Consider the following 26,272-nt stretch of genomic DNA (forward strand, 5'->3'; position numbering starts at 1 on the left):
CAAGAAACCATAGCAACAAGGACCTGCTTGCCCATATTGGCGGCAGGTCCTTGTTTATTGCCACTCGCTCATCCCCGCGGACGATTGGCGTGTTGGATGGTTACCGAGTAACCTATAAAGCAAGAGGTTACCGAGTAACCATTCATATCCGCCGGTCGATCGGAGGAACGCGATGGCCATCAAGGAAGCACTGCTGGCACTGCTGCAACGAAGCCCCGCCAGCGCCTATCAGCTCAAGAAGGAATTCGACGCCACCACCAGCGAGACGTGGCCGCTCAACATCGGCCAGGTCTCCACCACGTTGCAACGCCTGCAGCGAGACGGCCTGATCGAGCAATGTCCGGACAACGAAATCACCGTCGTTGAAACCACCACGGTCAGGTCCACAAACGCCGAACCGTACAGAGACAAAGTCGCCACACCACCGAATCGCGCCGCGACCGCCACCCGCACCAAGGCCCAACCAACCGCGGTATGGCAGCTGACCGACACCGGACGCGAGGCCGTGTCGCAATGGTGGAGCACACCGGTCACGCTCGAACAGCGCGGGCGCGATGAACTGGTCATGAAACTGGCGTTCGCCGTGACCACACCGGGGGTGGACGTCACGGCGCTCATTCAACGGCAACGCGTCGCATTGCAACGACTCCTGCACGACGTCACCCGCGCCCGCCGCGCACTGCCTCCAAGCGATGTCGCCGGACTACTGGTGCTCGACCATCACATCTTCGCCACCGAAGCCGAATTGCGCTGGCTCGACACCATCGACGACCACCGCCTGCGAGCGCGCCTCTAGACGACGCGGGCTTCATCATTTCCTCCTGGACATCGTCGTCCAACACGGAACAGACATCATCCAACACGGATAGGAGCAAGACGATCATGACCACTTCACGCTTTGGGCAGCCGCACGGCGCCTCCCCTGTGCAGCCTGTCTCCTCTTCATCATCATCTTCACGATCGACGCCGTCCGATCCCGCGCCCGTCCTCGCCCTGCATGACGTGTCGCGCGTCCATGGCGAAGGCGCACGGCGAGTCAATGCGCTGCTGCATGCGAATCTTGTACTGCATCCCGGCGAGTTTGTGGCGATCATGGGCCCCAGCGGTTCGGGAAAGTCGACACTGCTGAATCTTGCCGGTGGTCTGGATACTCCGTCCAGTGGTCAGGTGCTCGTCGAAGGCCGTGATCTCGCCTCGTTGAACGCTGCAGAGCGGGCAGCGGTCCGGCGGCGTTCCATCGGTTACGTCTTTCAGGATTTCAATCTGTTGCCCGGCCTGACGGCGAAGGAGAACGTGCAGTTCCCTCTGGAGCTTGACGGATGCAACGTTCGTAAAGCCGCGGCCGCGGCGGTCCGCGCGCTCGACGAGGTGGGAGTGTCGGAGCTGGCGGATCGTCTTCCCGAGGATATGTCCGGCGGTCAGGCGCAGCGTGTGGCCATCGCCCGCGCATTGGTGGGTGAGCGACGTCTGTTGCTTGCCGACGAGCCGACCGGCGCGTTGGATTCCAATTCCGGCACCGCCATTCTCGAGGTGCTGCGACGTCGAGCCGACGATGGCGCAGCAGTGCTGTTGGTCACGCATGAGCCGCGGTTCGCGGCGTGGGCCGACCGTACGGTGTTTCTGCGTGACGGTCGCATCATCGATGACACCGGTCCGTCCGATGTGGATATGCTGCTGGACGATCCCGAGAGCGGGGGTGCATGATGGCACGGATACGACGGATATGTCAGGGTCACGGCATCGCCGGCGCCGTCGGATCGGGCCTGTGCCGCTGGCGCCCCGTCCTGCGCATGGGATTGCGCGACGCCCTGCGTCACAGGATGCGCACCTTCTTCTCCGTATTGCTGATCATGCTTCCGGTGGCCGCGCTGATCGCGGGGATTTCCGCCACCACGGCGGTGGCGGCCAATCGCGAGCGCACATTGTCGACCATTCCCTCCGGCGCGCAGGCCGTGATCACCGCCACTGCGGTCACACGGTCGAATCAGCCGTTCCCGCAGCTTCCCGAAGGAGCGCCGGGCGTGTGGATCGATGATGTCGGTCAGGTGCCGGCGACGGCGGATGAGATGCTTCGGCATCTGCCCAAGGGCATTACGCTGCTGCCGTTCTATCAGTCGCAAAAGCTGCTGGCGACCACCGGCACGTCCATGCAACCCGGAGAACAGAGCAAGGCTGGCGCCCAGGTGATCGTCTCCCGAAAGTCGATCGCCTCCACCACCACGGCCACGATGACCGAGGCCGGTGGCACTGCGCTGCGACAGCTGATGCCTGCGCCGTCATCGGGTAGGGCACCGCAGGACGATACCGAGATCGTGATATCCACGGCGTTGGCGAACCATCTGCATCTTGCGGTGGGCGATACCGTGGCGTTCACCGCTCCCCCGTTTCAGGGATACATGAACACCAGTGGACGCATCAGCGATGTGATCGAGGACTCCCAGCGCGCATGGCGCGTCTCCGGTCTGGTGGACGATGCCGATAACCGTGCGTGGTGTCTTGACGGCTGGATGTCCACGATGGTGGAACGCGACCATGCGGGCGTCGATGGGCATTATCTGGCGGTGGGCGACCGACCGATCACATGGGATCAGATCAGAAAACTCAATACCCTGCAAGCGTTTGTTGTGTCGCGTCACGTATTGACGGACGGTTATCCCGATCCAAGCGACCGCTATCCGGTAAGCGTCGATCCGAGGATCGTGCTGGACCGTGCCGTGGCGTTGGGAATTATGGCTCTGCTGGGTATTGCGACGATGCTGTGTCTGATCACGCCGGCGTTTTCGGTATCCACCGATCAGCAGCGGCGAACGCTTGGCCTGGCGGCGGCCTCCGGTGCCGGCCCGCGTGATCTCAAACGCATCGTCACCGCGCAGGGCATGGTCATCGGTCTTACCGGCGGGGTGCTGGGCACGGCGTTGGGCGCTGCCGTCATGATGCTGGTCGTTCCACGGTATCGGTCGATCAGTATCAGCGAGACTCTGGCATCGTTCCCATGGTCGATGCTCGGCCTGATATTGCTGACGGCCGTGGTGATCGGCTATGTGGCCACGTTGTTGCCCGCCCGGCGGGTTAGCCGGCTGAATCCAGTGGATGCGCTGAAGGACAATCCTTCCGAATCCCATCATTCACCGCGACGACGTCGCGTGGCAGCGATCGCGTTGCGCGTGTCCGGCCCGTTGCTGATCGCCGGGGCTTTGGCCTGCGGCGCGGTCAGTCTGACACTGCCGGTCCCTCATCTGACGCACGGTGATTCGTCGTCCGTGCACGTGCTGTTGTTCGTCGCCACCGTCGCACTGACGCTTGTCGGACTGATTCAGTTGGTACGCAGTCTCACCGTTGCTGCGGCCGTCATCGGCAGGATTGCGCCGCTGTCGCTGCGGCTGGCGTTGCGCGATGCGTCACGTCATCATCATCGGTTCGTTCCGGCCGCCACCGCGGTGCTCATCACGGTGACCGTGGCATCGTACTCGCTGACTCTGGTGGGATCGGCCTTCGCCAATGATCGTGACAATAACGGAGCGGCCGTCATCGGCGACCGCGCCATGATCGTGAGCGTCAGCGTACCGATCAGCAACGATTACGATCGCATGGTCGTTGCGGATGCCGTCGATGCGCTCGCCAAACGGTATCCGATCACCGCGCATCAGCCTCTGTATGCGGCGGCCATGCCCAAAGCCGACTACGGCACCGATCGGCAAGAGACGCAGCAAGCCGAACCGCAGCATCTCCTTATCGCTCGGGCGCTGCTGCCGCAATCGGCGCCGGAATGCTCCACCGATCAGGGGCAGGACACCGCTTCCGTCATCTATCCCGGCGCCCCGGTACGTTGCGTGGACGCCTCCGCGGCGAACCATGGATCCATGCACGGTATCAGCATGATCAACGCCGATACCGAGATGCTGGTCATGAGTGGCGATGCCATGCGCCTGTCGGGCTATCCGAATGCGGAACAGGCGGCCAGAATGATCGATGGCGGCGGCGTCGTGGTGAACAATGCGGCGCAGGTGGTCGATGGCAAGGTCGAACTGGCCGTCGCTCCGATGTCGGATGGACTGCCTGATCGGAGCAATGCGACCGACATCGTGTCCAAGCCGGCCATGTTCATCCGCGGCTTCTACCCGCTTGCCATGAGCGAACAGACGGCTCGGGGACTGGGATTCACCGAGTTCCGGTATATCGGAGAATACGTGAACTTCGCACCCCGATCCGAATTCCTGACGATGGACAAGGCCATCGACTCCATACAGTCCGATTACCCGTTGGTGCAGCCGACCGAGTATCGCGGACTGCGAGACAGCCCAAGCGCACTGCTGCCGACGTTGCTACTGGCGGTGTTCGCTCTGGTGGCGACCGTGGTCTCGCTGCTGCTGGCCCGCACGCAGACGCAGCGGGACATGGCCACCATGCACGCGGTAGGAGCCTCCCCCGGGTTCCTCAAACGTGTGGGCTTCGCCCAGGCAAGCCTGATCCTGATGACCGGCATACCGTTGGGCATGGTGACCGGACTGGCGCTCGGCTGGTTCCATGTGGCGTGGAACCGTCGCATCGGACTCGACGGCGCATGGCTGCACACCGATCCCGTCTGGCCGGTGCAGGTGGCACTCGTCGTGAGCATCGCGACAGTCGCACTGCTGCTGACGACTCTGGTCACACGACCGCCGCGGAATCTGACCAGACGGACGATCGACTGACCAACCGGCAGTCGGTGACGTCGATCGTTTTCAATGCCCGACGCCACCGATTGTGACATTCCTCACAAAACCGCTCCAACCCTTGTGATTGGAACGGTTTTGTCCATGGAAAACGACGCAAACCGGTACCACAATGTAGCGGCCAACGAGTAATCTCAATCGAGGAAGTGGAGCGCAAGCTCCCCAATCACTAGTCACATGGAGGAAGCCCATAATGGCGAAAACCGTCCTTGTCATCAACTCCGGCTCCAGCTCGATCAAGTACCAGCTGGTTGACCTCGAAACCGGCGAAGGCATCGCATCCGGCCTGGTCGAGAAGATCGGCGAGCCGATCGACGGCAACTACAAGCACGAGTACAACGGTGAGAAGCACAAGCTGACCGAGCCGATCCACGATCACGAGGAAGGCCTCAAGCGCGTGCTCGGCTTCTTCAAGGAGTACGGCCCGGATCTGTCCGAGTCCGGCATCGTCGCCGTCGGCCACCGCGTGGTGCAGGGCGGCTCCATCTTCCCGCGTCCGGCCCTGGTCACCGACAAGACCATCGGCAAGGTCAAGGATCTGGCCGTGCTCGCCCCGCTGCACAACGGCCCCGAGGCCAAGGGCGCCGAGGTCATGCGCTCCCTGCTGCCCGACGTGCCGCAGGTCTTCGTCTTCGACTCCTCCTTCTTCTTCCAGCTGCCCAAGGAAGCCAGCACCTACGCCCTGAACAAGGAGATCGCCGACCGTTACCAGATCCGTCGTTACGGCGCTCACGGCACCTCCCACGAGTTCGTCGGCTCCGTGGTGCCCGAGCTCATCGGCAAGCCCGCCGAGGGCCTCAAGCAGATCGTGCTGCACATCGGTAACGGCGCCTCCGCCTCTGCCCAGATCTCCGGCAAGCCGATCGACACCTCCATGGGCCTCACCCCGCTCGAGGGTCTGGTCATGGGCGGCCGTACCGGCGACATTGACCCGGCCGTCGTGTTCCACCTGATCCGCAACGCCCACATGAACGTGGACGAGCTGGACTCCCTGTTCAACAAGAAGTCCGGTCTGACCGGCATGACCGGCTTCGGCGACATGCGTGAGGTCATGCGTCTGGCCGACGAGGGCGACGAGAACGCCAAGCTGGCCCTCGACGTGTACGTGCACCGCATCGTGGCCTACATCGGCAACTACACCGCTCAGATGGGCGGCGTCGACGTGATCACCTTCACCGCCGGTGTCGGCGAGAACGCCTCCGCCATCCGCAAGATGGTCATCGATCGTCTGGCTCCGTTCGGCGTGAAGCTGGACGAGGAGAAGAACAACGTGCACACCTCCGAGCCGCGCGTCATCTCCACGCCCGACAGCTCCGTCATCGTGGCCGTCTACCCGACCAACGAAGAGCTGGCCATCGCCCGCAAGTCCGCCGCCATCGCCGAAGAGGGCAAGGATTCCTACGGCAACGTGTTCGCCAAGTGAACCATTGACGTGATTCGTTCCGGCCGCTGATTGCGGGCGGAACGAGGATATACGAAAAGGGTGGGTATCCGGTTGGGTACCCACCCTTTTCGTGTTGATGACGGAACGTCGGGATTTCATCCCTCCCTCAGTCAGCTTCGTCGTGCTCCCTCCCTGGGAGGGAGCACGACGAAGGGATAGACGTCAGCTAATTCCGACAAAGCTGCTCACCAGAAAGGCAACACAGCGACGGAACGAGAGAGCACGAAGAGCGATGGCTCTCAGGCGAGCATGGAGGTCCAGAGGCCTACGAAGTCGGGAATGGTCTTGCGCGTGGTCGCCACGTTGACGACATCGATGCCGTCGATGCGCAGGCCCAGCATGGCGGCGAACGTGGCCATGCGATGATCGGCGTAGGTCTCCATCACGGCACCGTGCAGGGAGTCCGTGGGAACCGCGTCGATATGCAGACCGTCGGGCAGCTCATGCGCACTGCCACCCACACGTTCGATCTCGGTGACCAGCGCCTCCAGACGGTTCGTCTCATGGCCACGCAGATGGCCGATGCCCACCAGCGAGGTCGGCGCGTCGGCGAACACCAGAATCGCGGCCAACGACGGTGCGATCTCACCGGCCGCAGACAGGTCGAATTCGCCAAGACCGTGAATCGTGCCGTCGGACGTGACCACCAGCGTGCGTACGCCGTTGTCCGCCACGTCGACCGACACATCGGCGCCCATGCGTTCCAGATATCCAGGCAGCAGGCCGCCGGGCTGCGTGGTCGTCTCCGGCCAGTTCGGCACGCGGACCGTACCGCCCGCGATCAGTGCCGCGCCGAGGAACGGTGCCGCATTGGATAGATCCGGCTCGACCACCACCTGTTCCGGCAGCTGCACGGCGCCGTGACGCACCGTCCACGTATGGCCATCCATGCTCACGTCCACGCCGGCGGACGACAGATCGGCCATGGTCATGCGAATGTGCGGCAGGCTGGGCAGGTGCTCGCCCGTATGAGTCAGCGTAAGGCCGCTCGCAAGCTTCGGCGCGGCCAGCAGCAGGCCGGAGATGAACTGGCTGGAGCCGGACGAATCGATCGCCACCGCTCCCCCATCGGCGTGTTCCGGCGGGGTGAGCGTGAACGGCAGACGGCCTCGCTCGCCTTCGTAGTCAATGCGAGCGCCGAGTTGTTCAAGCCCCTCCAGCAGCGGGGCCATCGGACGCTGGTACGCCTGCTCGTCGCCGTCGAACCGTACCGGGCCGTCGGCGTACAGGGCCAGTGCAGGCACGAAGCGCATCACCGTGCCGGCAAGACCGCAGAACACCGAGGAGTTTCCCTTGAATACGCCGTCGGCGGGCGGCACGACGGTGACCGTGGTTTCCTCATGCTCGTCGATGCGGCATTCCACGCCCAGGGATTCGAGGGCGCCCATCATGAGTTCGGTGTCGCGCGAGCGCAGCAGGCCGATCAACGTGACCGGCCGCGAGCCCATGGCCGCGAGGATGAGGTATCGGTTGGACAGGGACTTGCTGCCCGGAATGGTGACCGTGGCGTTGAGGGGCGCCGCCGCCTTGGGGGCGCGCCAAAGATCTGTGGAAGCTGTCATGCCTGCCATACTAGCGTGAGATATGGTTGGGCCCGCGTTCGCATTCCACGAACGCGGGCCCGATTGACGGTTGCCTTGCTTGATTACCGATTACCGGTTATCGATCGATCATCGGCTCAGAGCGTCGTGGAATCCGTCCTGCACTGCGTCGCGGAGATCATTGAGCTCGTCCTCCGGGTTCATCTTGTCCTCGGTCTCCTGCAGGGCCTTGGAGAAGTCGGAGTCGATGTTGTAGCCGTCAGAACTCAGATCGTAGTATTCGTCCTGCAGATCGTTCATCTGGTTGTACTGGTCGGTGCCATACCGAAGGTCGTTCGGATTGCCGAGCGCCTGCATCTTGCCGATGAGCTCGCCCAGCTTGCCGATGTAATCTTTCATGTCGGTGCCGTACTTGGCCACGTCGGTGTCCTTTGCCTTGCTCAGCTCGTCGAGACTGGAGGAGCAGTCGGAGATGTACTGGTTGTACTTGTCGTAGAAGTCACTCTCGTACAGCGAGGAGGACGGCGTATCGGAGCATGCCTTCACGGCCTTGGACATCGGCAGCGCGGAGTCGGCCAGACCGTTGATGTACGAGGCGTACTTGTCGGACGCCTTCACATAGGCGTCGTACTTGGTCTTGACGTTTTCGTCCTTCATGATTTTGTCTTGCTTGCCGAAGTCGGAGACCGCGCTTTGGTAGTCCTTCACCTTCTGTTTCAGGCTGGAGATGTCCTTGTCGTCCAGATTCTTGGAGGGATCATAGGAGACCGAGTACACATCGTTGAGCTTCGTTTTGATGCTGTAGTACCGGTTGCTGATCTTCGACGTCTGGTTCAGCGCATTGGTGTAGTCGTCCGCGGTGGGTTTGCCGCTGGGCAGGAAGGCGAGCACCACGAGCACGATGACGATGAGCGCGGCAATACCGCCGGCGATGCTCAATCCTATGACGAGCTTCTTGTTGGACTTCTTCGGAGCCGGCGGCATAGGTGCGCCATACGGAGACTGCCCCTGCGGAGGCTGGCCAGGCTGCTGGTAACCGCCGTAGGGAGGTTGGCCACCCAACGGAGGAACATTCGGAGGAACCGCTCCCGGATTCTGCGGAACGCCGGGCGTCTGAGAAATCGGGGGAACCGGCCCTGATGCGAAGGACGTGGGCTGTGCTCCCGCAGGCACTGCGGGATCGTTGCCAGTCGGCTGCGACGGCGGTTGGCTGTCATCCTGTGGAGCGGAAGGCTGGCCGCCGGCCGCCGGTGTGAACGACTCGCCGAACGATGCGCCCGGCAGCGGTGTGGTCGGCTGGGTCTGAGGCTGCGGAGATGCGTACGGCGCGCCGGCACTGGCGTCGCCCGCATACGGTGGGATGCCAAACGGATCAGACGAATTGGCCACACCATTGGGATCAGCTTCCGCACCAGCGCCGGATACGGGAGACTGGGCGCCCGGCTGCTGCGACTGGAACGGCGACGTTACGGACGAGGCCGACGCGTCCGCGGGCTGACCGAATGACGATGGTGCCACGCCCGGCTGAAGCTGGGTGGGATCCTGACCGTATCCGCCTCCATAGGCGGGCTGACCGAATGGCTGCTGCGGCTGCGAATACTGGTAGGGCTGCTGGTAGGGCTGATATGGAGGCACTCCCTGCGGCGTGGTTGGAGTGGATTGGAATGAGCCGGGAATGGGCCCCGGATGTTGAGGCTGGGCGGGAGCCTGTCCCGTAACCGGATCGTACGAGAAGCCTCCCTGCTGCTCACTGCCGGGAACGGGGGTATTCCCCGTGGATGTCGTGGAAGTCTTGTCGGTCTCCTCATCGCCTGTCGATGCGCCGTCCGGCGGCACGTATTGCGATTCCCCATCCCCAACCGGTTTGTATCCATCTGCCATGGCGAAAACTCCTTCGTCTCTTCGCTGGTCTCTACTGGTACAGGGCCAGTCTATCAACGTGACCGTTCACAACCAAGGAACGGAACGCCGGCAAAATCGCGGAATCGACACGCATCACGCATGATTCATCCTGGGTTCACCCTCGAACGCGACTTTGTGACATGGTAATGCGATACTGGTAGGTATGCAGATCAGACCAGGTTCAATGTATCCATTGGGAGCTCGCTACGACGGCGCAGGAGTGAATTTCGCCCTGTTCTCGGAAGCGGCCGAAAAAGTGGAACTCTGTCTCTTCGACGCGGAAGACAACGAGACCCGCATTGAAATGACGGAACAGAATTCCTACGTATGGCATAACTATCTGCCGGGCATCCAGCCGGGACAGCGCTACGGCTACCGCGTCTACGGTCCGTACGATCCCAACAACGGACATCGGTGCAACCCCTCCAAGCTGCTGCTCGACCCCTATGCGCGCGCCATCCAGGGACGCATCGACGACGACGAAAGCCTCTATTCGTACAACTTCAGCGACCCCGACAACGAATACCATATGAACACCATGGATTCGGCGCACCACACCATGAAATCCGTGGTCGTCAATCCGTTCTTCGACTGGGGCAACGACAAGCACCCCAACATTCCCTACCACGATTCGGTGATCTACGAGGCCCATGTGCGCGGCATGACCAACCTGCGCAAGGACGTGCCGGCCGAAATTCGCGGCACCTACGCCGGACTCGCCTACCCCACCGTGGTGAACTATCTCAAGGAGCTCGGCATCACCGCGATCGAGCTCATGCCGATCCACCAGTTCGTCAACGACTCGTTCCTCACCGAAAAGGGGCTGAGCAACTACTGGGGCTACAACACCATCGGATTCTTCGCCCCGCACAACGCCTACTCCAGCTCCGGCGAGTACGGCGAGCAGGTCAACGAGTTCAAGTCCATGGTCAAGGCCTACCACGAGGCCGGCATCGAGGTCATCCTCGACGTGGTGTACAACCACACCGCCGAAGGCAACCACCGCGGCCCCACACTCAGCCTGCGCGGCATCGACAACCGCAACTACTACCGTCTGGTGGATGGCGACTACGCGCACTACTTCGACACCACCGGCACCGGCAACTCGCTGCTCATGCGCTCCCCGCACGCGCTGCAGCTCATCACCGACTCGCTGCGCTACTGGGTGACCGAAATGCACGTGGACGGCTTCCGATTCGATCTGGCCGCCACGCTGGCCCGCCAGTTCCAGGAGGTCGACAAGCTCTCCGCATTCTTCGACATCGTGGAGCAGGATCCGGTGCTCTCCCACATCAAGCTCATCGCCGAACCGTGGGATCTGGGCTCCGGCGGCTACCAGGTGGGCGGCTTCCCGTCCAGCTGGTCCGAATGGAACGGCCGCTACCGCGACTGCGTGCGCGACTTCTGGCGCTCGCAGCCGTCCACGCTCCCCGAGTTCGCCAGCCGACTCATGGGCAGCTCCGACCTGTATCAGGCCAACGGCCGCCGACCCGTCGCTTCGGTGAACTTCATCACCGCACACGACGGCTTCACGCTCAACGATCTGGTCACGTACAACGACAAGCACAACGAGGCCAACGGCGAAGGCAACCGCGACGGCGAATCGCACAACCGTTCGTGGAACTGCGGCGTGGAGGGCCCGTCCGACATCCAGGACGTGAACTGCCTGCGTCAGCGTCAGCGTCGCAACTTCCTCGCCACGCTGCTGGTCAGTCAGGGCATTCCCATGATCTGCGGCGGCGACGAGGTGGGCCGTACCCAGCAGGGCAACAACAACGCCTACTGTCAGGACAATGAGATCTCGTGGACGGACTGGGAACTCGATCAGGATCGTCGCGACCTGCTCGAGTTCACCAAGAAGTTCATCCATCTGCGTCTCAACCACCCGGTGCTGCACCGCAGGCGCTTCTTCACCGGACGCGCCGCCGGCGATACGTCGGACCGCATCCCGCAGGCGGAATGGTTCGACCATACCGGTGAGGTCATGGACCGCGAGGACTGGGGCAACACGCACGCCCTGTCGGTAATGGTGTTCCTCAACGGCAAGGACATCCCCGAAACCGACTGGTACGGCTCCCCCATGACCGACAACAGCTTCCTGCTGATCTTCAACGCACACTACGAGCCGATCGTGTTCAAGCTGCCCGATGAGAAATACGGATCCACGTGGACGCTGGTGGCCGACACCTTCAACCCGAAGGGCCCGGAGCTCACCTATGAGGCCGGCTTCGTGATCACCGCACAGCCGCGCAGCTTCCTGGTGCTCATGAGCGCCAAGCGTTCGCGCAGACTCATGGACTGACGCCGGCAAGTCCAATGAACGAATGATGCCCGTCACACCGATCGATTCGGCGTGACGGGCATCGTCGTATCACGAGCCGTATCACGATCATCGATCGTAATCGTGTTAGTTCTGCGGCGAAATACGTGAGTCCGGCGGCACCACACTCACCGGTCGTTCCGCCGTCAGCTGGGCGTACACGCGATCCGCCTCGATGGCCGCGATCTGACGTGAGAACACGATGAACCATCCCATGAACAGGATGCAGGCGAGCGCCTCCACGTTGGTGAGCGTGGTGTTGCCCTGCAGCCAGTTGAATCCGGCGATCACGATGGTGGCGATGATGAGGTCGGATACCACGTACATGGCGCGCGACAGCTGCGGTGCGAGCCACGGCAGGAAGATCATGAGCAGGCTCATCGGCAGGCTCAGCCCGCGTGCGAACACGTTGTGCAGGATGGGGTGCGGGGTGTATCGGAACATGCCCACGCCGGCGAAGCAGACGCCGGCGAGGGTGAGCAGTATGGCCAGGCAGAGAATGCGCGCCCAGAAGTGTGGAATGTCGAATTCGGTCTTCGGTTCGTCGCCCACCTTGGGAGCCTCGCCTGTGCCGTTGACGATGCGCCATTTGAGTCGCATGCGCTGTGTGGTGATGAGTTCGGAGATAGCGAAGTAGCTGAGGATGACCACGCAGATGCCGGCGAGGATCAGCGTGGAGTTGAACATACGCGCGGCGAACGTGGTGCGGTCGCCAAGCTGGGAGAAGTTGTTCTTCCACCAGTTGGGATCGTCGGTGGTCAGGCCTGCGGTACTTACGCCCGAAACGACGAACAATGGCAGGAGGGATGCGATGGTCTGCGAGTTGAGCGTGTCGGCCTGTACGAAGACCACATAGCCGACGACTCCGGAGAATATGGCCGTGACCGAGGGAATGTACGAGGAGAACAGGCTGATGCCCATGATGCCGTTGATGACGCCCAGCATCGCGTACACGCTGAGGAAGACCGTGGATGCATAGACCACGGACAGGGACAGCGTTTCGAATGCGCGGCGAACGGGGACGATCCACCCGCGTTTGAGACTCCACGACCGGGATTGCCTAGTGTATCCGACGATGAACGAGATGACGGCGCACGCAGCCACCACGCCGGCACAGACGGAGAACAGTCGTCCGGAAACCAGCCAGATGGCCGAGGCGAACGTGAGGTAGAGCTCCATGATCAGACCGGACGCGAGCGCGCAGATCAGGGATGCGATGAGTCCCAGTGTCTCCGCCTGCTGATGCCTGCCCATGAGCCTCCGTTCGTTGTGCCGGGTATGCCCGTGCCGTTGCCTTCCCGCCGATTATAGGTCGAGACTGCGGCAAGAACCCCGATCTCGTTTTTCATGGACGGCTACGATGGCATCTTTTGGCAATGACGGAAACGTCCTACCATGAAATCACCTGAAGTGGTTGTTCAGGCATGATTCCTCGGCGAACTATTCGCCACGCCGATACGGAAAGGACTCGGCCATCATGGACCACGGATACTGGGAGGGCAAACGACGGGAACGCAAAGCGCGCGACGAACGCTATCGGCAGCTGCGTCAGGGCGCCACTCCCCTGCAACGATTCGGTATGTTCGCCGAGCGTCATGGCGAAGAAAATCGGCCATCCATACCGGATCAGGCACGACACTCCCGTCAATGGTACGGACGGGTGACCGGAATGACGCTGGCCCTCACCGCAATTCTCGTAACGCTTGGTCTGGTGCTTGGCATGAGTGGCGTTGGCGACGGTACGATCCTGATCGTCATGATCGTTGCGCTTACCGTCCTTGTCACGGTCATCGTCCTCCTCATGCAGCGGTTTCAGTAAAGGCCCGGTACGGCAAATGGCAATTGCGGCGCAACACGCGGACCGGCATGGGTTATACTAGTGATTCGTGTTCATACGCAGCCGATTTTTTCGGTTTGGATGTGAATGCAACGGGCTGTAGCGCAGCTTGGTAGCGCGTCTGCTTTGGGAGCAGAATGTCGCAGGTTCAAATCCTGTCAGCCCGACCCGTGAGCCCTACTCCCGATTGGGATGTAGGGCTTCTTTGTTTTGCTCCGAGACTGCTCGTTAACACAATTCCAGTGTTAACGGATTGGCTGAATCCGCTAACACTTTTTGTTAACGTCGGACGATGCCGGTAATCCTTGTGATTCCAAGGGTTTGGGTACGATTAGGGATATGTCCACCACGATTGACGTGTATCCGACGACGGATTACCTGCCCTTGGTCGAAGAGACGCGAAGCCGCACCCAGGAGCTCTATCAACGGCTGCTCGACCGGTACGGGATTCACAGCACCGTGGAGGTGAAGGCGTTTTACCCGTGCAAGACCGCCGATGAGGAAATACGGTATGTGGATCCGGCCACGCGCTGGAAGGTGGAGATGGATCTCGGGTTTGCTTATCTAATCAACGGCCAGTGGCGGTCAAGCTCTTGGCCGTCATTGTGGACCCGTGACCGGGTGGACCAATCATGGGTTGATAATTATGAGCGGACCAACGGAGAATATGGTTACCCGGCGTCCATGTTGGGCGAGGTAATTCCCATCGAGGCTGACGAGTTCGATATGCCGTTGACTGTGGAGGAATTACGATTAATTAATGCTCAGGATCACTCATGGTACGAATACCGGAACTTCGCCGGTCCGGCCGTTCCCTCCATCGGTTACGGTTTCGTCGCAGCGGCGTTGGCCGAAGAGACCGACGGTCGTTTGGCGTCCACAGATGGAGCATTCGACAGTGACGGGCATAACGGCGAGACTGCCGAACAGTTCCTGACATGGTGGGGCGACGAGCAGATGGCCTTCTACGGCAAAGCGCCCTTCCAGTGACAAAAAGGCTGCCGCTGATTATGTATCAACGACAGCCCTGTCAGGTTTCGTTTCCGTAGTCGGCGCGTTTTCTCAGCAATGGCACCAGTTCGCTCAGGGAGAGTCTGCCGTCGGATCCGCAACACAGTCGGCCACGCTTGACCCAGCTTCGTATCGTGCTTGCGGGCAGTCGTATGCCGGCCTTTCGCGCACTCGGCGCTCAGCTCGCCGGCGGTACCTCTGATCTCACTGACGATCGGACAGGATAAGTCGGTCGGCCACGACGCGACGGTTCACCTTCTCTCCGCAGCCCGCGCACTCACCGTACCGTTCTTTCTGATTGCCCATACCACTCCCCCGCAGTCCGGGCATGTGCCAAACACGATGCGCGGCCTAGAGCCGGGTTGACCGCCTTACGGATCCCCTCGTACCAGTCGAGCACGTCGCCACAGGCCAGCAATGGATCCATGTTGACGAGCGCCGAGCTCGCCAGACCGACCACCGTGGCGTGTAGGGTCGCCGCGTTCGGGAATCCGAATCGGGTGGCCGGTTGCCGCATGAGTCGTTCGGTATCGCAGTACAGCTCCCACAGGTCGTCACACAATGGTGGGGGCGCCTCCATTGTCGAGGTGCGGCCGTTGTTTGCCCTGCATGTTGACGCCGGCCTGTTTGGTGGCGATCAGCGGCAATGACGTGGCGTCTTCGCCGATCCAGATAATGAAGCCGGATACCATCAATGAGCTAAGCCCGTCTCGTGATGTTATGCACGAAACGGGCTTTTTCTTGTGTGAAAACCACCTGAAGGTTATTTAGCGTCCATCCCGAATTCCTTGTTCACGGTATCGTCGGATCTGTCCTCTTCGGTAGGTTGGTGCAATTGGACCGATGCCGGTGCTTTCGGGAGGATAAACCGGTGTCGCTAGTTCCATCCGCCGACGAGTTCGAGGCAGCAGTGGCCCGTCACCGGGCGTCCCCGGTAGGTGCCGACCACCTTGCTCGCGCCTTCGTATTTGCGGCCGGAGGGGTTCGGCGAGGCGATTTCCTGTTCGTCCATGATGGACGTGACGGTGAGTTTTGCGTCCCATTCGGGTATGGAGATATTCCATCCGGTCGGGTATTTCATGCCGGTCACGGGGCTTTCCCACACGTTGAAGGAGTCTCCGGCCATCGGATCCACGCCGGTGAAGGATTGGGTGCCGTCCTCGTGCAGGACGCTCGCCCAGCAGTGTTCGCTGCCGGTGGCCAGTTCGGTTACGCCCCACAGGCTGATTACGTCGGTGTCGTTGTCGAAGCAGAGGTTCATCCACAGCCACTTGCAGTTGTAGCCGTCCTTGAGGCTTCTGCCTTTGGGCATGCCGGCGAACTGGCGGTCCATCCATACCATGCCCTCCACCTCGTGTCGTTGGCCGTCGAGGGTGATGACGCCTTTGGCTGCCATGTGCGGGAACGAGTACTGGTAGTTGGGCACTCCGGCGATCTGGAAGTAGCCGGTGCCGAGGCTGTAGAGCGGGTATCCGGTGCCGTGCAGGTCGAGATAGATGGATCCGTTCGGCATGGCCGATGCGATGCGCATGTTGTCGAGGTCGCCTTCGATGACGTCCTTGTCGGTGCGGATGTGCAGCCCCTGCCCTGCGACCTGTCCTCGTCTGACCTTGTAGAAGCGGTCCTCGTGGCGGTAGACGTGCCCGGTCTCGTCGGTGATGGACAGCACGCTGTTGATCATGCGTACCGGCAGGTATTTGGAGAACTGCAGGACGCTGACGTGGTACATGAAGTCGAGGGCGTGTCCGTCCGCCTCGAAATGGCCGACCCAGAACCATGAGTTGCCGGCTTTGTCGGTGCGGATGAAGGTGTCCCGGATGGGGTCCACCAGCGGTTCGGTGCCGTGGCGGAAGGTGCGGATGTTGTGGGTCAGCGAGTTGTTCGTGGTGTTCATTTTGTCTCGTTTCGTTTGGTTCTGTGTTTGTCGTTGCGCTGTCGGTTCGGTCACTGTCTGGCGAGGGTCCGTTTCGCCGCGCCACGGCGAGTCCGCGTCGTCAGGAGCGCCATGATGAGGGCGGCCGCGAGGATGACGGCGATGGCGGCGAATGCCAGCGTCGAGCCGAGTATGGATTGCGCGTGTTCGGTGGCGGTGGGCGCGAGTGTGGTGGACAGCGCGGAGATGGACACGATGAGGGCGGTGCCCATCGAGGAGGCAATCTGTCCGACGGTGTTGGTGACGCTCTGTGCGTGTCCGATGTTCTCGTTGTCGAGCGCGTTGATGCCCCAGGTGTTCACCGGGGTCATGGCGAACATGAGTCCCGCGTAGAGCACGGTGTAGGCGCATGCGGTGACGACGACCGAAGCATCGGCGCCGAGCAGCGCCATGAGCACGCCGCCAATGGTCATGACCGTCAGGCCGGGCAGGGAGACCTTGCGAATGCCGTATTTGTCGAACAGACGGCCCGAGACAATGCCGCAGCATGCGCCGATGAGGGCGCCGGGGAGCATGGCGAGCCCGCTGGCGGTGGCGGATGCGCCGAGCACGGTCTGGATGAACATCGGCACCATGACGTTGCATCCCATGAGGGCCGCCTGCATGCACGCCACGATGATCACCGAATGCGCGTAGGTGCGGTTGTCGAGGATGCCGACACGCAGCATCGGTTCCTTCGCCTTGAGCTGTCGGCGTACGAACACGGCGACGAGCAGTACGCCGATGACGATCAGCGCGACGGTGAGCGCCATGTTGCCGGTGGATGTGAACGTGGACAGTCCGTACAGCAGGCATGCCAGGCCGACCGAGGAGAGCAGCACGGAGACGGGGTCGAACGCGCCCGGCTGGAATCCGTCGAAGTTGCGCAGGTAGACGGCGGCCAATGCGATGACGACCAGCGCGACGGCAGCCATGATGACGAACAGCGTGCGCCAGCCGAACGAGTCGATGATCATGCCGGAGATGGACGGGCCGAGCGCCGGGGCGAAGCCGACGACCAGTCCGGTGATGCCCATCGCCGTTCCTCGGCTTTCCTTGGGGAACACGAGCAGGATCACCGCGGTGACCATCGGCATGATGGCGCCGGTGCACAGGGCCTGCAACACACGGCCGACCATGAGCAGGGGGAAGGTCGGTGCGAACACGGCGACGAGGCTGCCGGCCGCGAACAATGAGATGCAGCCGATGAACAGCCTGCGGGTAGAGAAGCGTCCCATGAGGAACGCGGCGAGCGGGATGACCATCGCCTCGACTAGCGAATAGCCGCTGGACAGCCACTGCACGGTGGTGGAATCCACGCCGAGGTCCTTCATGATGGACGGCAACGCCGGCGTGACCACCGACATGTTGAGCACGGCCAGCAACGTGCCCATGAGCAGCACGATGACCATGATCCATTGTTTCCTGTTGATGCCAAGTTTCACAATAACACTCCGATAAACAATAGTTGTTGATTATTCAACGAGCATCAATTATTATCGAAACGCAACGGACGGCAACCACCGATATGCGACATTCCTCGCTTATGCGACGATTTGCCCGAATCGTCGTATAACACTCGGCTTATGGTCGGCGAGGGAATGACGCCACCGACAAACGAACAGACGAAAGGGGCATGATGACCGATCTACGCATCGTCAAGACCCGCAAGGCGATCCGCGAGGCGTTTCTGCGCCTGCGGGCATCGGGAGTTCCGGTATCGAAGGTCAAGGTCAAGGACATCTGCGACCTTGCGCTTGTCAACCCGAGCACGTTCTACAAGCATTACCTCGACGTCTACGACCTGAACGACAAACTCGAGGACGAAACCATCGACGCGATGCTGGAGCATTACCCCGCCAAGGACAAGATCCTGTCCGATCCGCTCGCGTTCCTCAACGGCTGGAGACCGGCCGTCGACAGCCAGATCGACGATTTGCGCATCCTGTTCGGCGACCGCCCCGAAGTCATGTTCCGCAAGATCGAGTCGATGCTCGTCGAACGGTATTCCGCTCATGCGGCGAACGAGCACGAGCGCATCGCCGCCGTCTTCTCCATCGCCGGGACGCTCCACTCGCTCGGACTGCTCAAGCTGGAGGGCGGACAAAGCGACGACGAGATCATCGCGGCGGTCGCCGAAAACCTCAACGCCATCGCCGCGCGTATTCCCGGCGGGCGATGACGGCCATCCTCCCACCCATACGCATCAACGGCATCATCACACGGACACCCATCAATCGCCCATCAATCATCATGGAACAGACAACACAACGCCATCCCGCACCATCGTCGGCATAGCGATTCGCCGCATCGATACTGACCGCATTGGTCTTCGTCGTCGCGCTGAACCTGCGCGCCCCGCTCACATCCGTCGGCCCGCTGCTGCCGCGGATAGGGGCGTCCGAACATCTCAACGCGACGATGCAGGGGCCGCTCGGCTCGTTGCCCATCCTCGCGTTCGCCGTCGTTTCCCCGATGGTGCACCGCGCCGCCGAACGCCTCGGCATCGAACGGACCGTGCTGGCCGCGATGGCGTTCCTGACGATCGGCATCGTGATCCGTTCGACGCTCGGCACCATCGGACTGTGAACCGGCACGCTCATCGTCGGCTGCTCGATTGCGGTGGGCAACGTCCTGGCGCCAGCCATAGTCAAACGCGACTATCCCGGCCGCACCTCACTCGCCACCGGCATCTACTCCGCATGCATGACCGGCATGGCCGCGTTTGCCTCGGCCGTGACCCTGCCCCTGTCCGATGCGATCGGATGGCGGGGCGCACTCGGCATCTGGGCCGTTCCCGCCGGAACCGTCACGCTGCTGTGGCTGTGGCGTTCGCGGGTGAACGCGCCAAGGGACGGCCGTGGGCGCGGGAACCGTCGCAGGCTTGGACCCGGAACGCCGTCGCGCCCGTGTGGCCACCGTCTCGGCAGCGTTCGGTCGCAGGTCGCAGTGTCGGACCGGAGATGAATCCGCTCACGGTCGTCGCCTCGGGGATTTCACGGGGATCGGAGGATTCTGCCGACAAGGCGTACGGGAAAGCGTATGCGATGATGAGCTGGTTCGGCGTCGCATATCTGGCCGGCAAACGGTGGCATAACCTGTCCGAAGGCGAGCGTACGAGGGTGATGATCTCCCGCGCGCTCGTCTCGCCGGCGGACCTGCTGATCTTCGACGAGCCGACCACTGGCCTTGACCTGGATGGACGCGAAACGGTGCTGCGGGAACTGTCGGCATTGGCCTCGCGACGGGACGATCGTACGATGCTGCTCGTCACGCATCAGGTGGAGGACATCCCCGCCGGATTCGACCATATCGCGATGATGGGCCGCATGACGGAACACGAGTGCATGATATATCTTGACGCGCACCCGCGCGTCTACGCCACGCTCGACGGCAATACGACGCCGGGAACCATCACGTTCGCCGGACCGATAGGCGAAGGTCTTACCGACGAACGTCTTGCATCGATGTTTGGCATCTCGCTGCATGTGGAGCGCACAAGGGGACGATGGAAAGCTGCGTCCAGATCACGTCTCGCATGAGTACCCTGAACGAATGTCTCATAGCCGGTTGTCGCCGTTCCCCAGTCATTGCGTCTCATTTGACTGGGGAACACCTGCGCCGATGCGGACACAGCCGGGACACAATGACCGCGGGGAACAGCGAAATCAACGGCGATCAACGAATCTCGCGAAAGTCAGCAAAATGGCGTCATTGCAACGAAAACGTAACTGACGGAGCTCACGGAAACCAGTGAAGCAACCCTTCAAAATAACAAGGGGTTACTCAGTCACCATCAGATGAATAGGGAGCACATGCCGCCCTCTTCGACACCGCAACCAGCGAAGCAAGCGAGCGCGGACCGCGAGAGTGCTAATACAGCTTCAGAACGGCATTCGCAACACGCCGAGCGTTTCCGCTGTTCCCGAGCTCCGAGACGCTAACATTTTACTAACAATGACCGTCACGATTCGCCAATCTGGGTGGTCTAAACAAAGAAACTTAAAAACGGAGAATGGCTTTATTCCAACGGTTCCGAGGTGAGCCAAGACCGCTGGTGTGAGCCAAGAACCCCCGAATCCTAACAGGATGTCGCGAGTTCAAATCCCGCCGGCCCGACCGGTAGGCCCTATTCCCGCTTGGGAAGTAGGGCCTCATCTTTTTTTCGGGCTGCGGCTCCAGCAACAAAATTCCAGTATTACTGGCATGTAGGGCCCGCAATTCCAATGATTCCAAGGGTTTTCGGTATGATTGGAGCGTGTCCACCACGATTGACGTGTATCCGACGACGGATTACCTACCCTTGGTCGAAGAGATGAGAAGCCGCACCCAAGAGCTGTACCAGCAGCTGCTCGACCGATACAGGATTCGTAGCACCGTGGAGATCAAGGCGTTCTACCCATGCGGACCCGATGAGGAACTGAGGTATGTGCATCCGGCCACGCGCTGGGAGGTGGAGGTGGGTCTCGGTTTCGCGTATCTGATCAACGGCGAGTGGAGGGCGAGTTCCTGGCCGTCGCTGTGGGAGCGTACTCGGATCGATCAGCCGTGGATCGACGACTACGTGCGGTCCGACGGCAAGAAAGGCTACCCCACCGTCGATGCTGGGCGAATGCTGGCCCATCGAGACCGACGAGTTCGACGTGCCGCTGTCCGATGAGGACATGAAGCTTCTGAACGCGCAACCCCACTGGTGGCATGATATACGGAATTTTGCCGGACCTGCCGTCGCCTCGACCGGATACGGGTTCGTCGCCGCCGGATGGTCGTATCTGAAGCTACTCAGTCACCGACAACGCAAACACAATCGCGCCGCATACGTCCCATACCTTCGCGAGGACGAGGACGGCAACATCTTAGTCGAGTTCGGCCACCCATCACCCTCGGCATCTCCACCAGCTTCGGCCTGTTTCTTCAAGCTTTTAAGAACGGCAAGTCCGTCTACGATCCTGGCGACAAGTGGACTCCACATGCCCGCAGTCAGTTCCGCATCAGCCTCAATGATATCGCTGCCATTTATCAGGAAATGCGCGAAGTCGATATGCGAGTCTCAGAGACATTCTGATTTAATGAAGACAAGTCACTTTTGATAAGAAGAGAGGGCAAGAAGATGAGAAAGAAGGCAGCGGCCGTTGTTCTCAGTATTCTGACAGTCGCGTCCCTTGCTGCTTGCGGCGGCACAGATACCAAGGCGGATTCGTCATCCAAAGCCGGCCAAACCGATTCTTCGTCAAGTGCCGAAGCGCAGCCGCTGGCTAGCGGGTTATCAGGAGCATGCACAGGGGATAACGACCATCTCCAAAGCGTCACTCTGAACACAACGGGACAATATCTCCACGTGGAGATCCCTAATCCGCTAATGGATGCCAATGAGTCCGTAATGTATTCAATCATGTTCACCGATTCCGAAACCGGGTATATGACTCAGGCAAGCTTCAAAAACATATTTTCGACAAATAAGTATTCGCGGTTCATCTTTGACATGAATACCTCCGAGCAAAAGAACTATCCGGGAACCTTTGCCTCAGATTTCACGACTGAAAAGTTCTCCACCAACCTGCCCGATCCGGCTATAAAGGGCGGAAAAGGCACAAAATGGACCGCCACTTTGACCGTGGATGGAGAGGACGTGGCGACTTGTCCTAGCGATGGCAGTGAAGCCACACTTAAATAGCCCGCATTCGCCTATAACCTGCGGGCCGTGGACCACAAAAATCACTGATAAAAAGAGAACCCCCAGTGCATCACGGCTCAGTCAAAGACCGTCCGGAGAGGCCCATTGGGGGAATTCATGGAATACGATAGTGGGTTATAAGCCGACAGTCAAACCCAGCTTTTCTCTTACAGACCCCGCGTAAGGGCAGACGGCGTTGCCCCCTGCGCATGAAAGATACAGCCCACCGATTTTGTGATGCTTGACGGCTACGACTGGCGCGTAAACAAGAAGACCGGTAAGGTCGAATGCATCTGCAGCTCACCCCCATATCTGTCATCCACCGGCAACATGTACCACCTTGGCTTCAGGAAAACTAAGAATGAACTAGAGTCATAGTGAGACGATGGTTGTCTGTTCAAGGAGTACATCATGGTTTCCGACACCAAAGCCGTAAAATCGGTTGGAGAATTTTGGACATGCTGCAAATTAGCGATGAACGGTTGGGCTCCCGCATTGACACGAGATGGGCTGGAACGAACTGACATCTTGGCCGAACGAAGTCATGCACCGTTTGATGTCGCCCAGATCAGCGTTCAGGTCAAAACTTCTCGTAATGAGCGGTGGGCATTAAACCCCATCAAAATCGGAGCTCAACGCAGTCTCTACGAATGGTTTGTTTTGGTTGGCTGGAATGAGCCCCAGCAATCCTTGTCCAGCTATATCGTTCCGAGGGACCATGTTTCTGCCGGGGCTTGGCTGGGGCATATGAAATGGCTGACCGACCCCGCTGCCAAACGTTCGCGTAATTGCGGGCCTGAGCAAGCCCGTATGGGTACCTCGATTTTCGGTGGATACAAAGATCGATGGGATTTCCTTTTGAAACCGACAAGTGAAGTACCGATATTATTGCCGCATAAGCTTCATGAATTTGCGTTAACGACGGACGATGCCAACAGTAAGCTACCCGACTGGCATCCATGGGCCGGCGATAACCTACCTGTCTGGTAACAGCAACGCTCGATGAATACCCATTCATGCATAAATAAGACTACATTACATCGATCAAGCCCGAATACGGACCCTCACCACGCCATCACGAAGAAAGCTCTCCGCACCCTAGAGCCAATAATGGATTTGAAAGGCAAGGAGACTTCGTTCATTCAATATACGAATGTGGAAGCCACGTCTCCATAGACCTCTATAGGTAGGAGGGACATCGGATAATGACGGATGACGGAGGTTCTCGTCAACCGGAATCTTCGTGAGCGCATTTGGAGGAACACGGCATGGCTAATTACGAACAAATCAAACGGTTCGCCGAAACGCATCCCGATCAGGCCCGAATCATCGAGCACGAGACCGCGATCGTCGATCTGGAATCGGGCGCGCGGGTGTTCGACGTCACCAAGGCGGCAGCCACCTATATCGTCGAAGCCAAGGAAGGCGTATTCGCCGTCGTCGCATCCGCCACGGGACACCTGAAATGGCGTCCGCTTGGCCGCGCCTTGGGATTGCATCAGATTCATCTGGCGTCACCGGAGCTGGTCAAAGAGCGTACGGGTTACGACGTCGGCACGGTCGGCCCTCTGTTCCTGAACGGCATGCGCATGTTCTTTGACAACGGACTGCTGGAGCACGACATGGTGTACTGCGGTACGGAGGACGCACATCACACGCTCGCCATTGCGCCACAACTCATCATTGACAGCAACGATATCGCCGGTTACTTTGACAGCGACGAATATTTGAAATAGACATCCATATTCATCCGATAACCGCAACCGGACAGGCCGCATCACGGGCATAACATGCGATGGATCAAGGAACATTCATATGATTTAGCAGCGAAGTCCGGCTATAGCCGGTAGACGAAGGAGGATAGATCATGGCATCACTCAATGGCAGCCGCATACTCATCATCGGTGGGACGTCGGGGTTCGGTCTGGAAATCGCGCGACGAGCCCTTGGCGAGGGAGCAGAGGTCACGGTGATCGGCCGGTCGTCCGAGCATGCCGCGGCGGCGAAGACGGCACTCGGCAAGTCGGGAACGGTTGAGGCGTCCGTTCTGGATGCGACGGATAGACGACGGCTTGACGAGTTCGCCAACACCCATGAGCCATTCGATCACGTGGTATCGATGATGGGCGGCGCGATGGGTGGCGGATTCCTTGACAATGACGTGGACGATATACGCGCCGCGGTGGACGGCAAATATCTTGTCGCGCTGCAGATCGCGCAGACCATGCTGCCGAGAATCGCGGACGGCGGATCACTGACGCTGACCGCCGGCTCCGGCGGACGACCCTACAACGCATCAGGCGCCGTGCTCGGCAATCAGGCCGTGGAGACACTGGTGCGGGGACTGGCCATTGAGTCGGCGCCGCGCATACGCGTGAATGCGGTGGCACCGTGGTGGACGCCAACCGGACTGTGGCGTGGAATGTCGGAGGATCAACTGCAAACGCAGGCCAAGCAGATGGCGGCAGCCAACCCGCTCAAACGTCTCGGAACGATCGGCGAGGTCGCGGATGCCTACCTGTTCCTGATGCGCAATGGCTTCATCAATGCCGAAACCATTCACGTCGACGGAGGCGTCAGCGCCCTGTAGCGCGTCGGAGGACACTAACCACGCGTGAAACGCACAGCCCATCCCCCACCCCAGGAAATTGCACAACGCCGTCGCCTATGTCAACGGTGCCTTCAGGACATCGATGCAACAAGTCGAAGGAAACGATACGTAAGTCACTCGGGCAGAATCTCACCGACGGAGAACAGCGTTGCGCTTCCGCCGAGACTGACGCGTCCACTACCGACCGTTGCGTGAATGACGCCGCCGCGCGCGGATGCCTGGTAGGCCACCAGATCAGTCCGGCCGAGACGGTCACTCCAATAGGGCAGGATGTGACAATGGCCGGAACCGCAGACCGGATCCTCCACGATGCCGCATTTCGGTGCGAACGAACGGGAAACGCAGTCGAATCCCGTCCCCGGATCTCCGGCGGCCGTGACGTTGACCAACAGTCCGGGCAGCTCCTTGAGCGCAGCCATGTCGGGGTTGAGCGCACGGACGCTTTGTTCGTCCTGCATTACGCACAGCAGATCTCGCCCAAGCCATGCCTCAACGGGGCGAGCACCAAGAGCCTGTTCCATCATGTCGGTGACGGGCGTGGGCTTGAGATCGTATGCGGGGAAATCCATGGTGAAGATCTCGCCGTCGTGCTTGTTCTCACGTTTCCGAGTCACGGTCAGCACGCCGCTCAATGTCCGGAAGCTCACTTCGTTCACGTCCGGTTCGACGAAATGCAGCATCACATATGCGGAGGCCAGCGTCGCATGTCCACACAGGTCGATCTCGCCTCCCGGCGTGAACCAGCGCAGACGCCATCCCTCCGGCTCGCGAACGATGAACGCGGTCTCGGAGAATCGGTTCTCCATTGCGATGTTCGTCATCAGTTCGTCCGACGGCCACGATTCCGGCAGGCATACCGCCGCCGGATTGCCCTTGAACACCTTGTCCGTGAACGCATCCACCACGTATTGCCGTATTCCCATATCCGATCCTTACCGTCCCTTGGAATCAGCCCTGATCATCATCACACGCCAATGATGTGGAACCAGCATTCCACTGGGAATCACTCTACCCCTACAGACCGGTTTCAGACACACTCCACAACCAATAACAGGTTCAAGAGGCACGGAAGCTCTATCTACGGACGGTCAGCTGTCGCGATCATCTCCACTGTCATCATGAGGCTTGTTTCGGGAATCATAGATAACGCCCAGGCAGACACCAAACAGCACGCCGAGCGGGAGCCATAGGACAATGTTATGGGTGAGCATGCCGACGGCAACGCCAAACAGTATGCCGAGGCAGATACCAAGCGGCAGTCTCGTATGCGAATCGTTGTCTCGTCCATTACGTTTCGACATCCGCGTC

At 60.4% G+C, this 26,272-nt stretch carries 25 protein-coding genes and 1 tRNA gene; 17 read left to right on the plus strand and 9 right to left on the minus strand.

The features are described from left to right. Nucleotides 1-172: 172 nt before the first annotated feature. The 4 genes from D2E23_RS01265 (at nucleotide 173) to D2E23_RS01280 (ending at nucleotide 6,135) form a co-directional block, all read left to right on the plus strand. Nucleotides 173-796, plus strand: coding sequence for a PadR family transcriptional regulator (locus D2E23_RS01265; RefSeq protein ID WP_126029190.1), 624 nt, complete (start codon nucleotides 173-175; stop codon nucleotides 794-796). 86 nt (nucleotides 797-882) lie between these two features. Next, nucleotides 883-1,704 carry an ABC transporter ATP-binding protein gene (locus tag D2E23_RS01270; protein ID WP_126029191.1) on the plus strand — a complete coding sequence of 274 codons (822 nt, stop codon included), beginning with the start codon at nucleotides 883-885 and terminating at the stop codon, nucleotides 1,702-1,704. Continuing rightward, nucleotides 1,701-4,691, plus strand: coding sequence for an ABC transporter permease (locus tag D2E23_RS01275; RefSeq protein ID WP_126029192.1), 2,991 nt, complete (start codon nucleotides 1,701-1,703; stop codon nucleotides 4,689-4,691). The genes D2E23_RS01270 and D2E23_RS01275 overlap by 4 nt, the downstream gene beginning before the upstream one ends. A gap of 214 nt (nucleotides 4,692-4,905) precedes the next feature. Then, on the plus strand, nucleotides 4,906-6,135 hold the full coding sequence (locus tag D2E23_RS01280) for an acetate/propionate family kinase (protein ID WP_126029193.1): 1,230 nt from the start codon (nucleotides 4,906-4,908) through the stop codon (nucleotides 6,133-6,135). A gap of 260 nt (nucleotides 6,136-6,395) precedes the next feature. On the opposite strand, the gene aroA is transcribed toward D2E23_RS01280, so the two are convergent. Together aroA and D2E23_RS01290 are read right to left on the minus strand one after the other, a co-directional pair. After that, a complete protein-coding gene (gene aroA / locus D2E23_RS01285) occupies nucleotides 6,396-7,718 on the minus strand; it encodes a 3-phosphoshikimate 1-carboxyvinyltransferase (RefSeq protein ID WP_164520609.1) in 1,323 nt (440 codons plus the stop codon). 108 nt (nucleotides 7,719-7,826) lie between these two features. Next, nucleotides 7,827-9,578: a hypothetical protein gene (locus tag D2E23_RS01290; protein WP_126029195.1), complete on the minus strand. Its 1,752-nt coding sequence runs from the start codon at nucleotides 9,576-9,578 to the stop codon at nucleotides 7,827-7,829. Nucleotides 9,579-9,762: 184 nt separating this feature from the next. Between D2E23_RS01290 and glgX the strand changes: the two genes are divergently transcribed. Further along, complete coding sequence (gene glgX, locus D2E23_RS01295; protein WP_093959380.1) at nucleotides 9,763-11,901, plus strand: glycogen debranching protein GlgX; 2,139 nt, start codon at nucleotides 9,763-9,765, stop codon at nucleotides 11,899-11,901. 105 nt (nucleotides 11,902-12,006) lie between these two features. Here the strand turns inward: glgX and D2E23_RS01300 are convergent, their stop codons facing one another. Further along, entirely contained in the window at nucleotides 12,007-13,173 is a 1,167-nt protein-coding gene (locus D2E23_RS01300; RefSeq protein ID WP_126029196.1) for an ABC transporter permease, read from the minus strand. A gap of 223 nt (nucleotides 13,174-13,396) precedes the next feature. On the opposite strand from D2E23_RS01300, the gene D2E23_RS01305 reads away from it, so the two are divergent. The 3 genes from D2E23_RS01305 (at nucleotide 13,397) to D2E23_RS01315 (ending at nucleotide 14,746) form a co-directional block, all read left to right on the plus strand. Then, on the plus strand, nucleotides 13,397-13,738 hold the full coding sequence (locus D2E23_RS01305; protein ID WP_126029197.1) for a hypothetical protein: 342 nt from the start codon (nucleotides 13,397-13,399) through the stop codon (nucleotides 13,736-13,738). A 111-nt stretch (nucleotides 13,739-13,849) separates the two neighbouring features. After that, nucleotides 13,850-13,923: transfer RNA gene (locus D2E23_RS01310), tRNA-Pro, on the plus strand. Nucleotides 13,924-14,095: 172 nt separating this feature from the next. Next, nucleotides 14,096-14,746: a hypothetical protein gene (locus D2E23_RS01315; RefSeq protein ID WP_126029198.1), complete on the plus strand. Its 651-nt coding sequence runs from the start codon at nucleotides 14,096-14,098 to the stop codon at nucleotides 14,744-14,746. Nucleotides 14,747-15,044: 298 nt separating this feature from the next. Here the strand turns inward: D2E23_RS01315 and D2E23_RS11515 are convergent, their stop codons facing one another. The 4 genes from D2E23_RS11515 to D2E23_RS01330 all read right to left on the minus strand — a co-directional run bounded on the left by D2E23_RS11515 (nucleotide 15,045) and on the right by D2E23_RS01330 (nucleotide 18,091). Next, the gene (locus D2E23_RS11515) at nucleotides 15,045-15,329 is read right to left on the minus strand and encodes a hypothetical protein (protein ID WP_164520611.1); all 285 of its coding nucleotides are present in this window, start codon (nucleotides 15,327-15,329) and stop codon (nucleotides 15,045-15,047) included. After that, nucleotides 15,322-15,459 (minus strand): hypothetical protein, encoded by a 138-nt coding sequence (locus D2E23_RS11520; RefSeq protein ID WP_164520612.1) that lies wholly within the window; start codon nucleotides 15,457-15,459, stop codon nucleotides 15,322-15,324. The genes D2E23_RS11515 and D2E23_RS11520 overlap by 8 nt, the downstream gene beginning before the upstream one ends. Before the next feature lie 185 nt (nucleotides 15,460-15,644). After that, entirely contained in the window at nucleotides 15,645-16,661 is a 1,017-nt protein-coding gene (locus D2E23_RS01325; protein WP_126029199.1) for a lipocalin family protein, read from the minus strand. Nucleotides 16,662-16,711: 50 nt separating this feature from the next. Beyond that, nucleotides 16,712-18,091: a DHA2 family efflux MFS transporter permease subunit gene (locus tag D2E23_RS01330; RefSeq protein WP_126029200.1), complete on the minus strand. Its 1,380-nt coding sequence runs from the start codon at nucleotides 18,089-18,091 to the stop codon at nucleotides 16,712-16,714. Nucleotides 18,092-18,315: 224 nt separating this feature from the next. On the opposite strand from D2E23_RS01330, the gene D2E23_RS11525 reads away from it, so the two are divergent. From D2E23_RS11525 to D2E23_RS01365, 9 genes are all read left to right on the plus strand, one after another. Continuing rightward, entirely contained in the window at nucleotides 18,316-18,861 is a 546-nt protein-coding gene (locus D2E23_RS11525) for a TetR/AcrR family transcriptional regulator (RefSeq protein WP_164520613.1), read from the plus strand. A gap of 143 nt (nucleotides 18,862-19,004) precedes the next feature. Then, nucleotides 19,005-19,268 (plus strand): MFS transporter, encoded by a 264-nt coding sequence (locus D2E23_RS11530; protein WP_164520614.1) that lies wholly within the window; start codon nucleotides 19,005-19,007, stop codon nucleotides 19,266-19,268. A gap of 12 nt (nucleotides 19,269-19,280) precedes the next feature. Continuing rightward, entirely contained in the window at nucleotides 19,281-19,646 is a 366-nt protein-coding gene (locus tag D2E23_RS11535; protein ID WP_338070588.1) for an MFS transporter, read from the plus strand. Further along, nucleotides 19,643-20,221, plus strand: coding sequence for an ATP-binding cassette domain-containing protein (locus tag D2E23_RS11540; protein WP_164520616.1), 579 nt, complete (start codon nucleotides 19,643-19,645; stop codon nucleotides 20,219-20,221). The genes D2E23_RS11535 and D2E23_RS11540 overlap by 4 nt, the downstream gene beginning before the upstream one ends. 716 nt (nucleotides 20,222-20,937) lie before the next feature. Next, entirely contained in the window at nucleotides 20,938-21,339 is a 402-nt protein-coding gene (locus tag D2E23_RS01340) for a hypothetical protein (protein ID WP_126029202.1), read from the plus strand. 450 nt (nucleotides 21,340-21,789) lie between these two features. Beyond that, nucleotides 21,790-22,353: a hypothetical protein gene (locus D2E23_RS01350; protein ID WP_126029203.1), complete on the plus strand. Its 564-nt coding sequence runs from the start codon at nucleotides 21,790-21,792 to the stop codon at nucleotides 22,351-22,353. Nucleotides 22,354-22,764: 411 nt separating this feature from the next. Then, nucleotides 22,765-23,343, plus strand: coding sequence for a hypothetical protein (locus tag D2E23_RS01355; RefSeq protein ID WP_126029204.1), 579 nt, complete (start codon nucleotides 22,765-22,767; stop codon nucleotides 23,341-23,343). A gap of 278 nt (nucleotides 23,344-23,621) precedes the next feature. After that, nucleotides 23,622-24,089 carry an aminoacyl-tRNA deacylase gene (locus tag D2E23_RS01360; protein WP_126029205.1) on the plus strand — a complete coding sequence of 156 codons (468 nt, stop codon included), beginning with the start codon at nucleotides 23,622-23,624 and terminating at the stop codon, nucleotides 24,087-24,089. A gap of 131 nt (nucleotides 24,090-24,220) precedes the next feature. Next, nucleotides 24,221-24,943 (plus strand): SDR family oxidoreductase, encoded by a 723-nt coding sequence (locus D2E23_RS01365; RefSeq protein ID WP_126029206.1) that lies wholly within the window; start codon nucleotides 24,221-24,223, stop codon nucleotides 24,941-24,943. A 134-nt stretch (nucleotides 24,944-25,077) separates the two neighbouring features. Here the strand turns inward: D2E23_RS01365 and D2E23_RS01370 are convergent, their stop codons facing one another. Next, complete coding sequence (locus D2E23_RS01370) at nucleotides 25,078-25,887, minus strand: PhzF family phenazine biosynthesis protein (RefSeq protein ID WP_206431965.1); 810 nt, start codon at nucleotides 25,885-25,887, stop codon at nucleotides 25,078-25,080. A gap of 165 nt (nucleotides 25,888-26,052) precedes the next feature. Next, complete coding sequence (locus D2E23_RS12055; protein WP_126029207.1) at nucleotides 26,053-26,265, minus strand: glycine zipper domain-containing protein; 213 nt, start codon at nucleotides 26,263-26,265, stop codon at nucleotides 26,053-26,055. Between the last annotated feature and the right edge of the window lie 7 nt (nucleotides 26,266-26,272).

The organism is Bifidobacterium callimiconis (genome assembly GCF_003952005.1).
In the GTDB taxonomy this organism is placed as follows: Bacteria; Actinomycetota; Actinomycetes; order Actinomycetales; family Bifidobacteriaceae; genus Galliscardovia; species Galliscardovia callimiconis.

What these genes read in the sequence shown, in the direction of transcription:
- D2E23_RS01265 (WP_126029190.1), top strand. Translation starts at nt 173, where the DNA reads ATGGCCATCAAGGAAGCACTGCTGGCACTGCTGCAACGAAGCCCCGCC.
- D2E23_RS01270 (WP_126029191.1), top strand. Translation starts at nt 883, where the DNA reads ATGACCACTTCACGCTTTGGGCAGCCGCACGGCGCCTCCCCTGTGCAG.
- D2E23_RS01275 (WP_126029192.1), top strand. Translation starts at nt 1,701, where the DNA reads ATGATGGCACGGATACGACGGATATGTCAGGGTCACGGCATCGCCGGC.
- D2E23_RS01280 (WP_126029193.1), top strand. Translation starts at nt 4,906, where the DNA reads ATGGCGAAAACCGTCCTTGTCATCAACTCCGGCTCCAGCTCGATCAAG.
- aroA (WP_164520609.1), bottom strand. Translation starts at nt 7,718, where the DNA reads ATGACAGCTTCCACAGATCTTTGGCGCGCCCCCAAGGCGGCGGCGCCC.
- D2E23_RS01290 (WP_126029195.1), bottom strand. Translation starts at nt 9,578, where the DNA reads ATGGCAGATGGATACAAACCGGTTGGGGATGGGGAATCGCAATACGTG.
- glgX (WP_093959380.1), top strand. Translation starts at nt 9,763, where the DNA reads ATGCAGATCAGACCAGGTTCAATGTATCCATTGGGAGCTCGCTACGAC.
- D2E23_RS01300 (WP_126029196.1), bottom strand. Translation starts at nt 13,173, where the DNA reads ATGGGCAGGCATCAGCAGGCGGAGACACTGGGACTCATCGCATCCCTG.
- D2E23_RS01305 (WP_126029197.1), top strand. Translation starts at nt 13,397, where the DNA reads ATGGACCACGGATACTGGGAGGGCAAACGACGGGAACGCAAAGCGCGC.
- D2E23_RS01315 (WP_126029198.1), top strand. Translation starts at nt 14,096, where the DNA reads ATGTCCACCACGATTGACGTGTATCCGACGACGGATTACCTGCCCTTG.
- D2E23_RS11520 (WP_164520612.1), bottom strand. Translation starts at nt 15,459, where the DNA reads ATGGTATCCGGCTTCATTATCTGGATCGGCGAAGACGCCACGTCATTG.
- D2E23_RS01325 (WP_126029199.1), bottom strand. Translation starts at nt 16,661, where the DNA reads ATGAACACCACGAACAACTCGCTGACCCACAACATCCGCACCTTCCGC.
- D2E23_RS01330 (WP_126029200.1), bottom strand. Translation starts at nt 18,091, where the DNA reads ATGGTCATCGTGCTGCTCATGGGCACGTTGCTGGCCGTGCTCAACATG.
- D2E23_RS11525 (WP_164520613.1), top strand. Translation starts at nt 18,316, where the DNA reads ATGATGACCGATCTACGCATCGTCAAGACCCGCAAGGCGATCCGCGAG.
- D2E23_RS11540 (WP_164520616.1), top strand. Translation starts at nt 19,643, where the DNA reads ATGAATCCGCTCACGGTCGTCGCCTCGGGGATTTCACGGGGATCGGAG.
- D2E23_RS01350 (WP_126029203.1), top strand. Translation starts at nt 21,790, where the DNA reads ATGAGAAAGAAGGCAGCGGCCGTTGTTCTCAGTATTCTGACAGTCGCG.
- D2E23_RS01355 (WP_126029204.1), top strand. Translation starts at nt 22,765, where the DNA reads ATGGTTTCCGACACCAAAGCCGTAAAATCGGTTGGAGAATTTTGGACA.
- D2E23_RS01360 (WP_126029205.1), top strand. Translation starts at nt 23,622, where the DNA reads ATGGCTAATTACGAACAAATCAAACGGTTCGCCGAAACGCATCCCGAT.
- D2E23_RS01365 (WP_126029206.1), top strand. Translation starts at nt 24,221, where the DNA reads ATGGCATCACTCAATGGCAGCCGCATACTCATCATCGGTGGGACGTCG.
- D2E23_RS01370 (WP_206431965.1), bottom strand. Translation starts at nt 25,887, where the DNA reads ATGGGAATACGGCAATACGTGGTGGATGCGTTCACGGACAAGGTGTTC.
- D2E23_RS12055 (WP_126029207.1), bottom strand. Translation starts at nt 26,265, where the DNA reads ATGTCGAAACGTAATGGACGAGACAACGATTCGCATACGAGACTGCCG.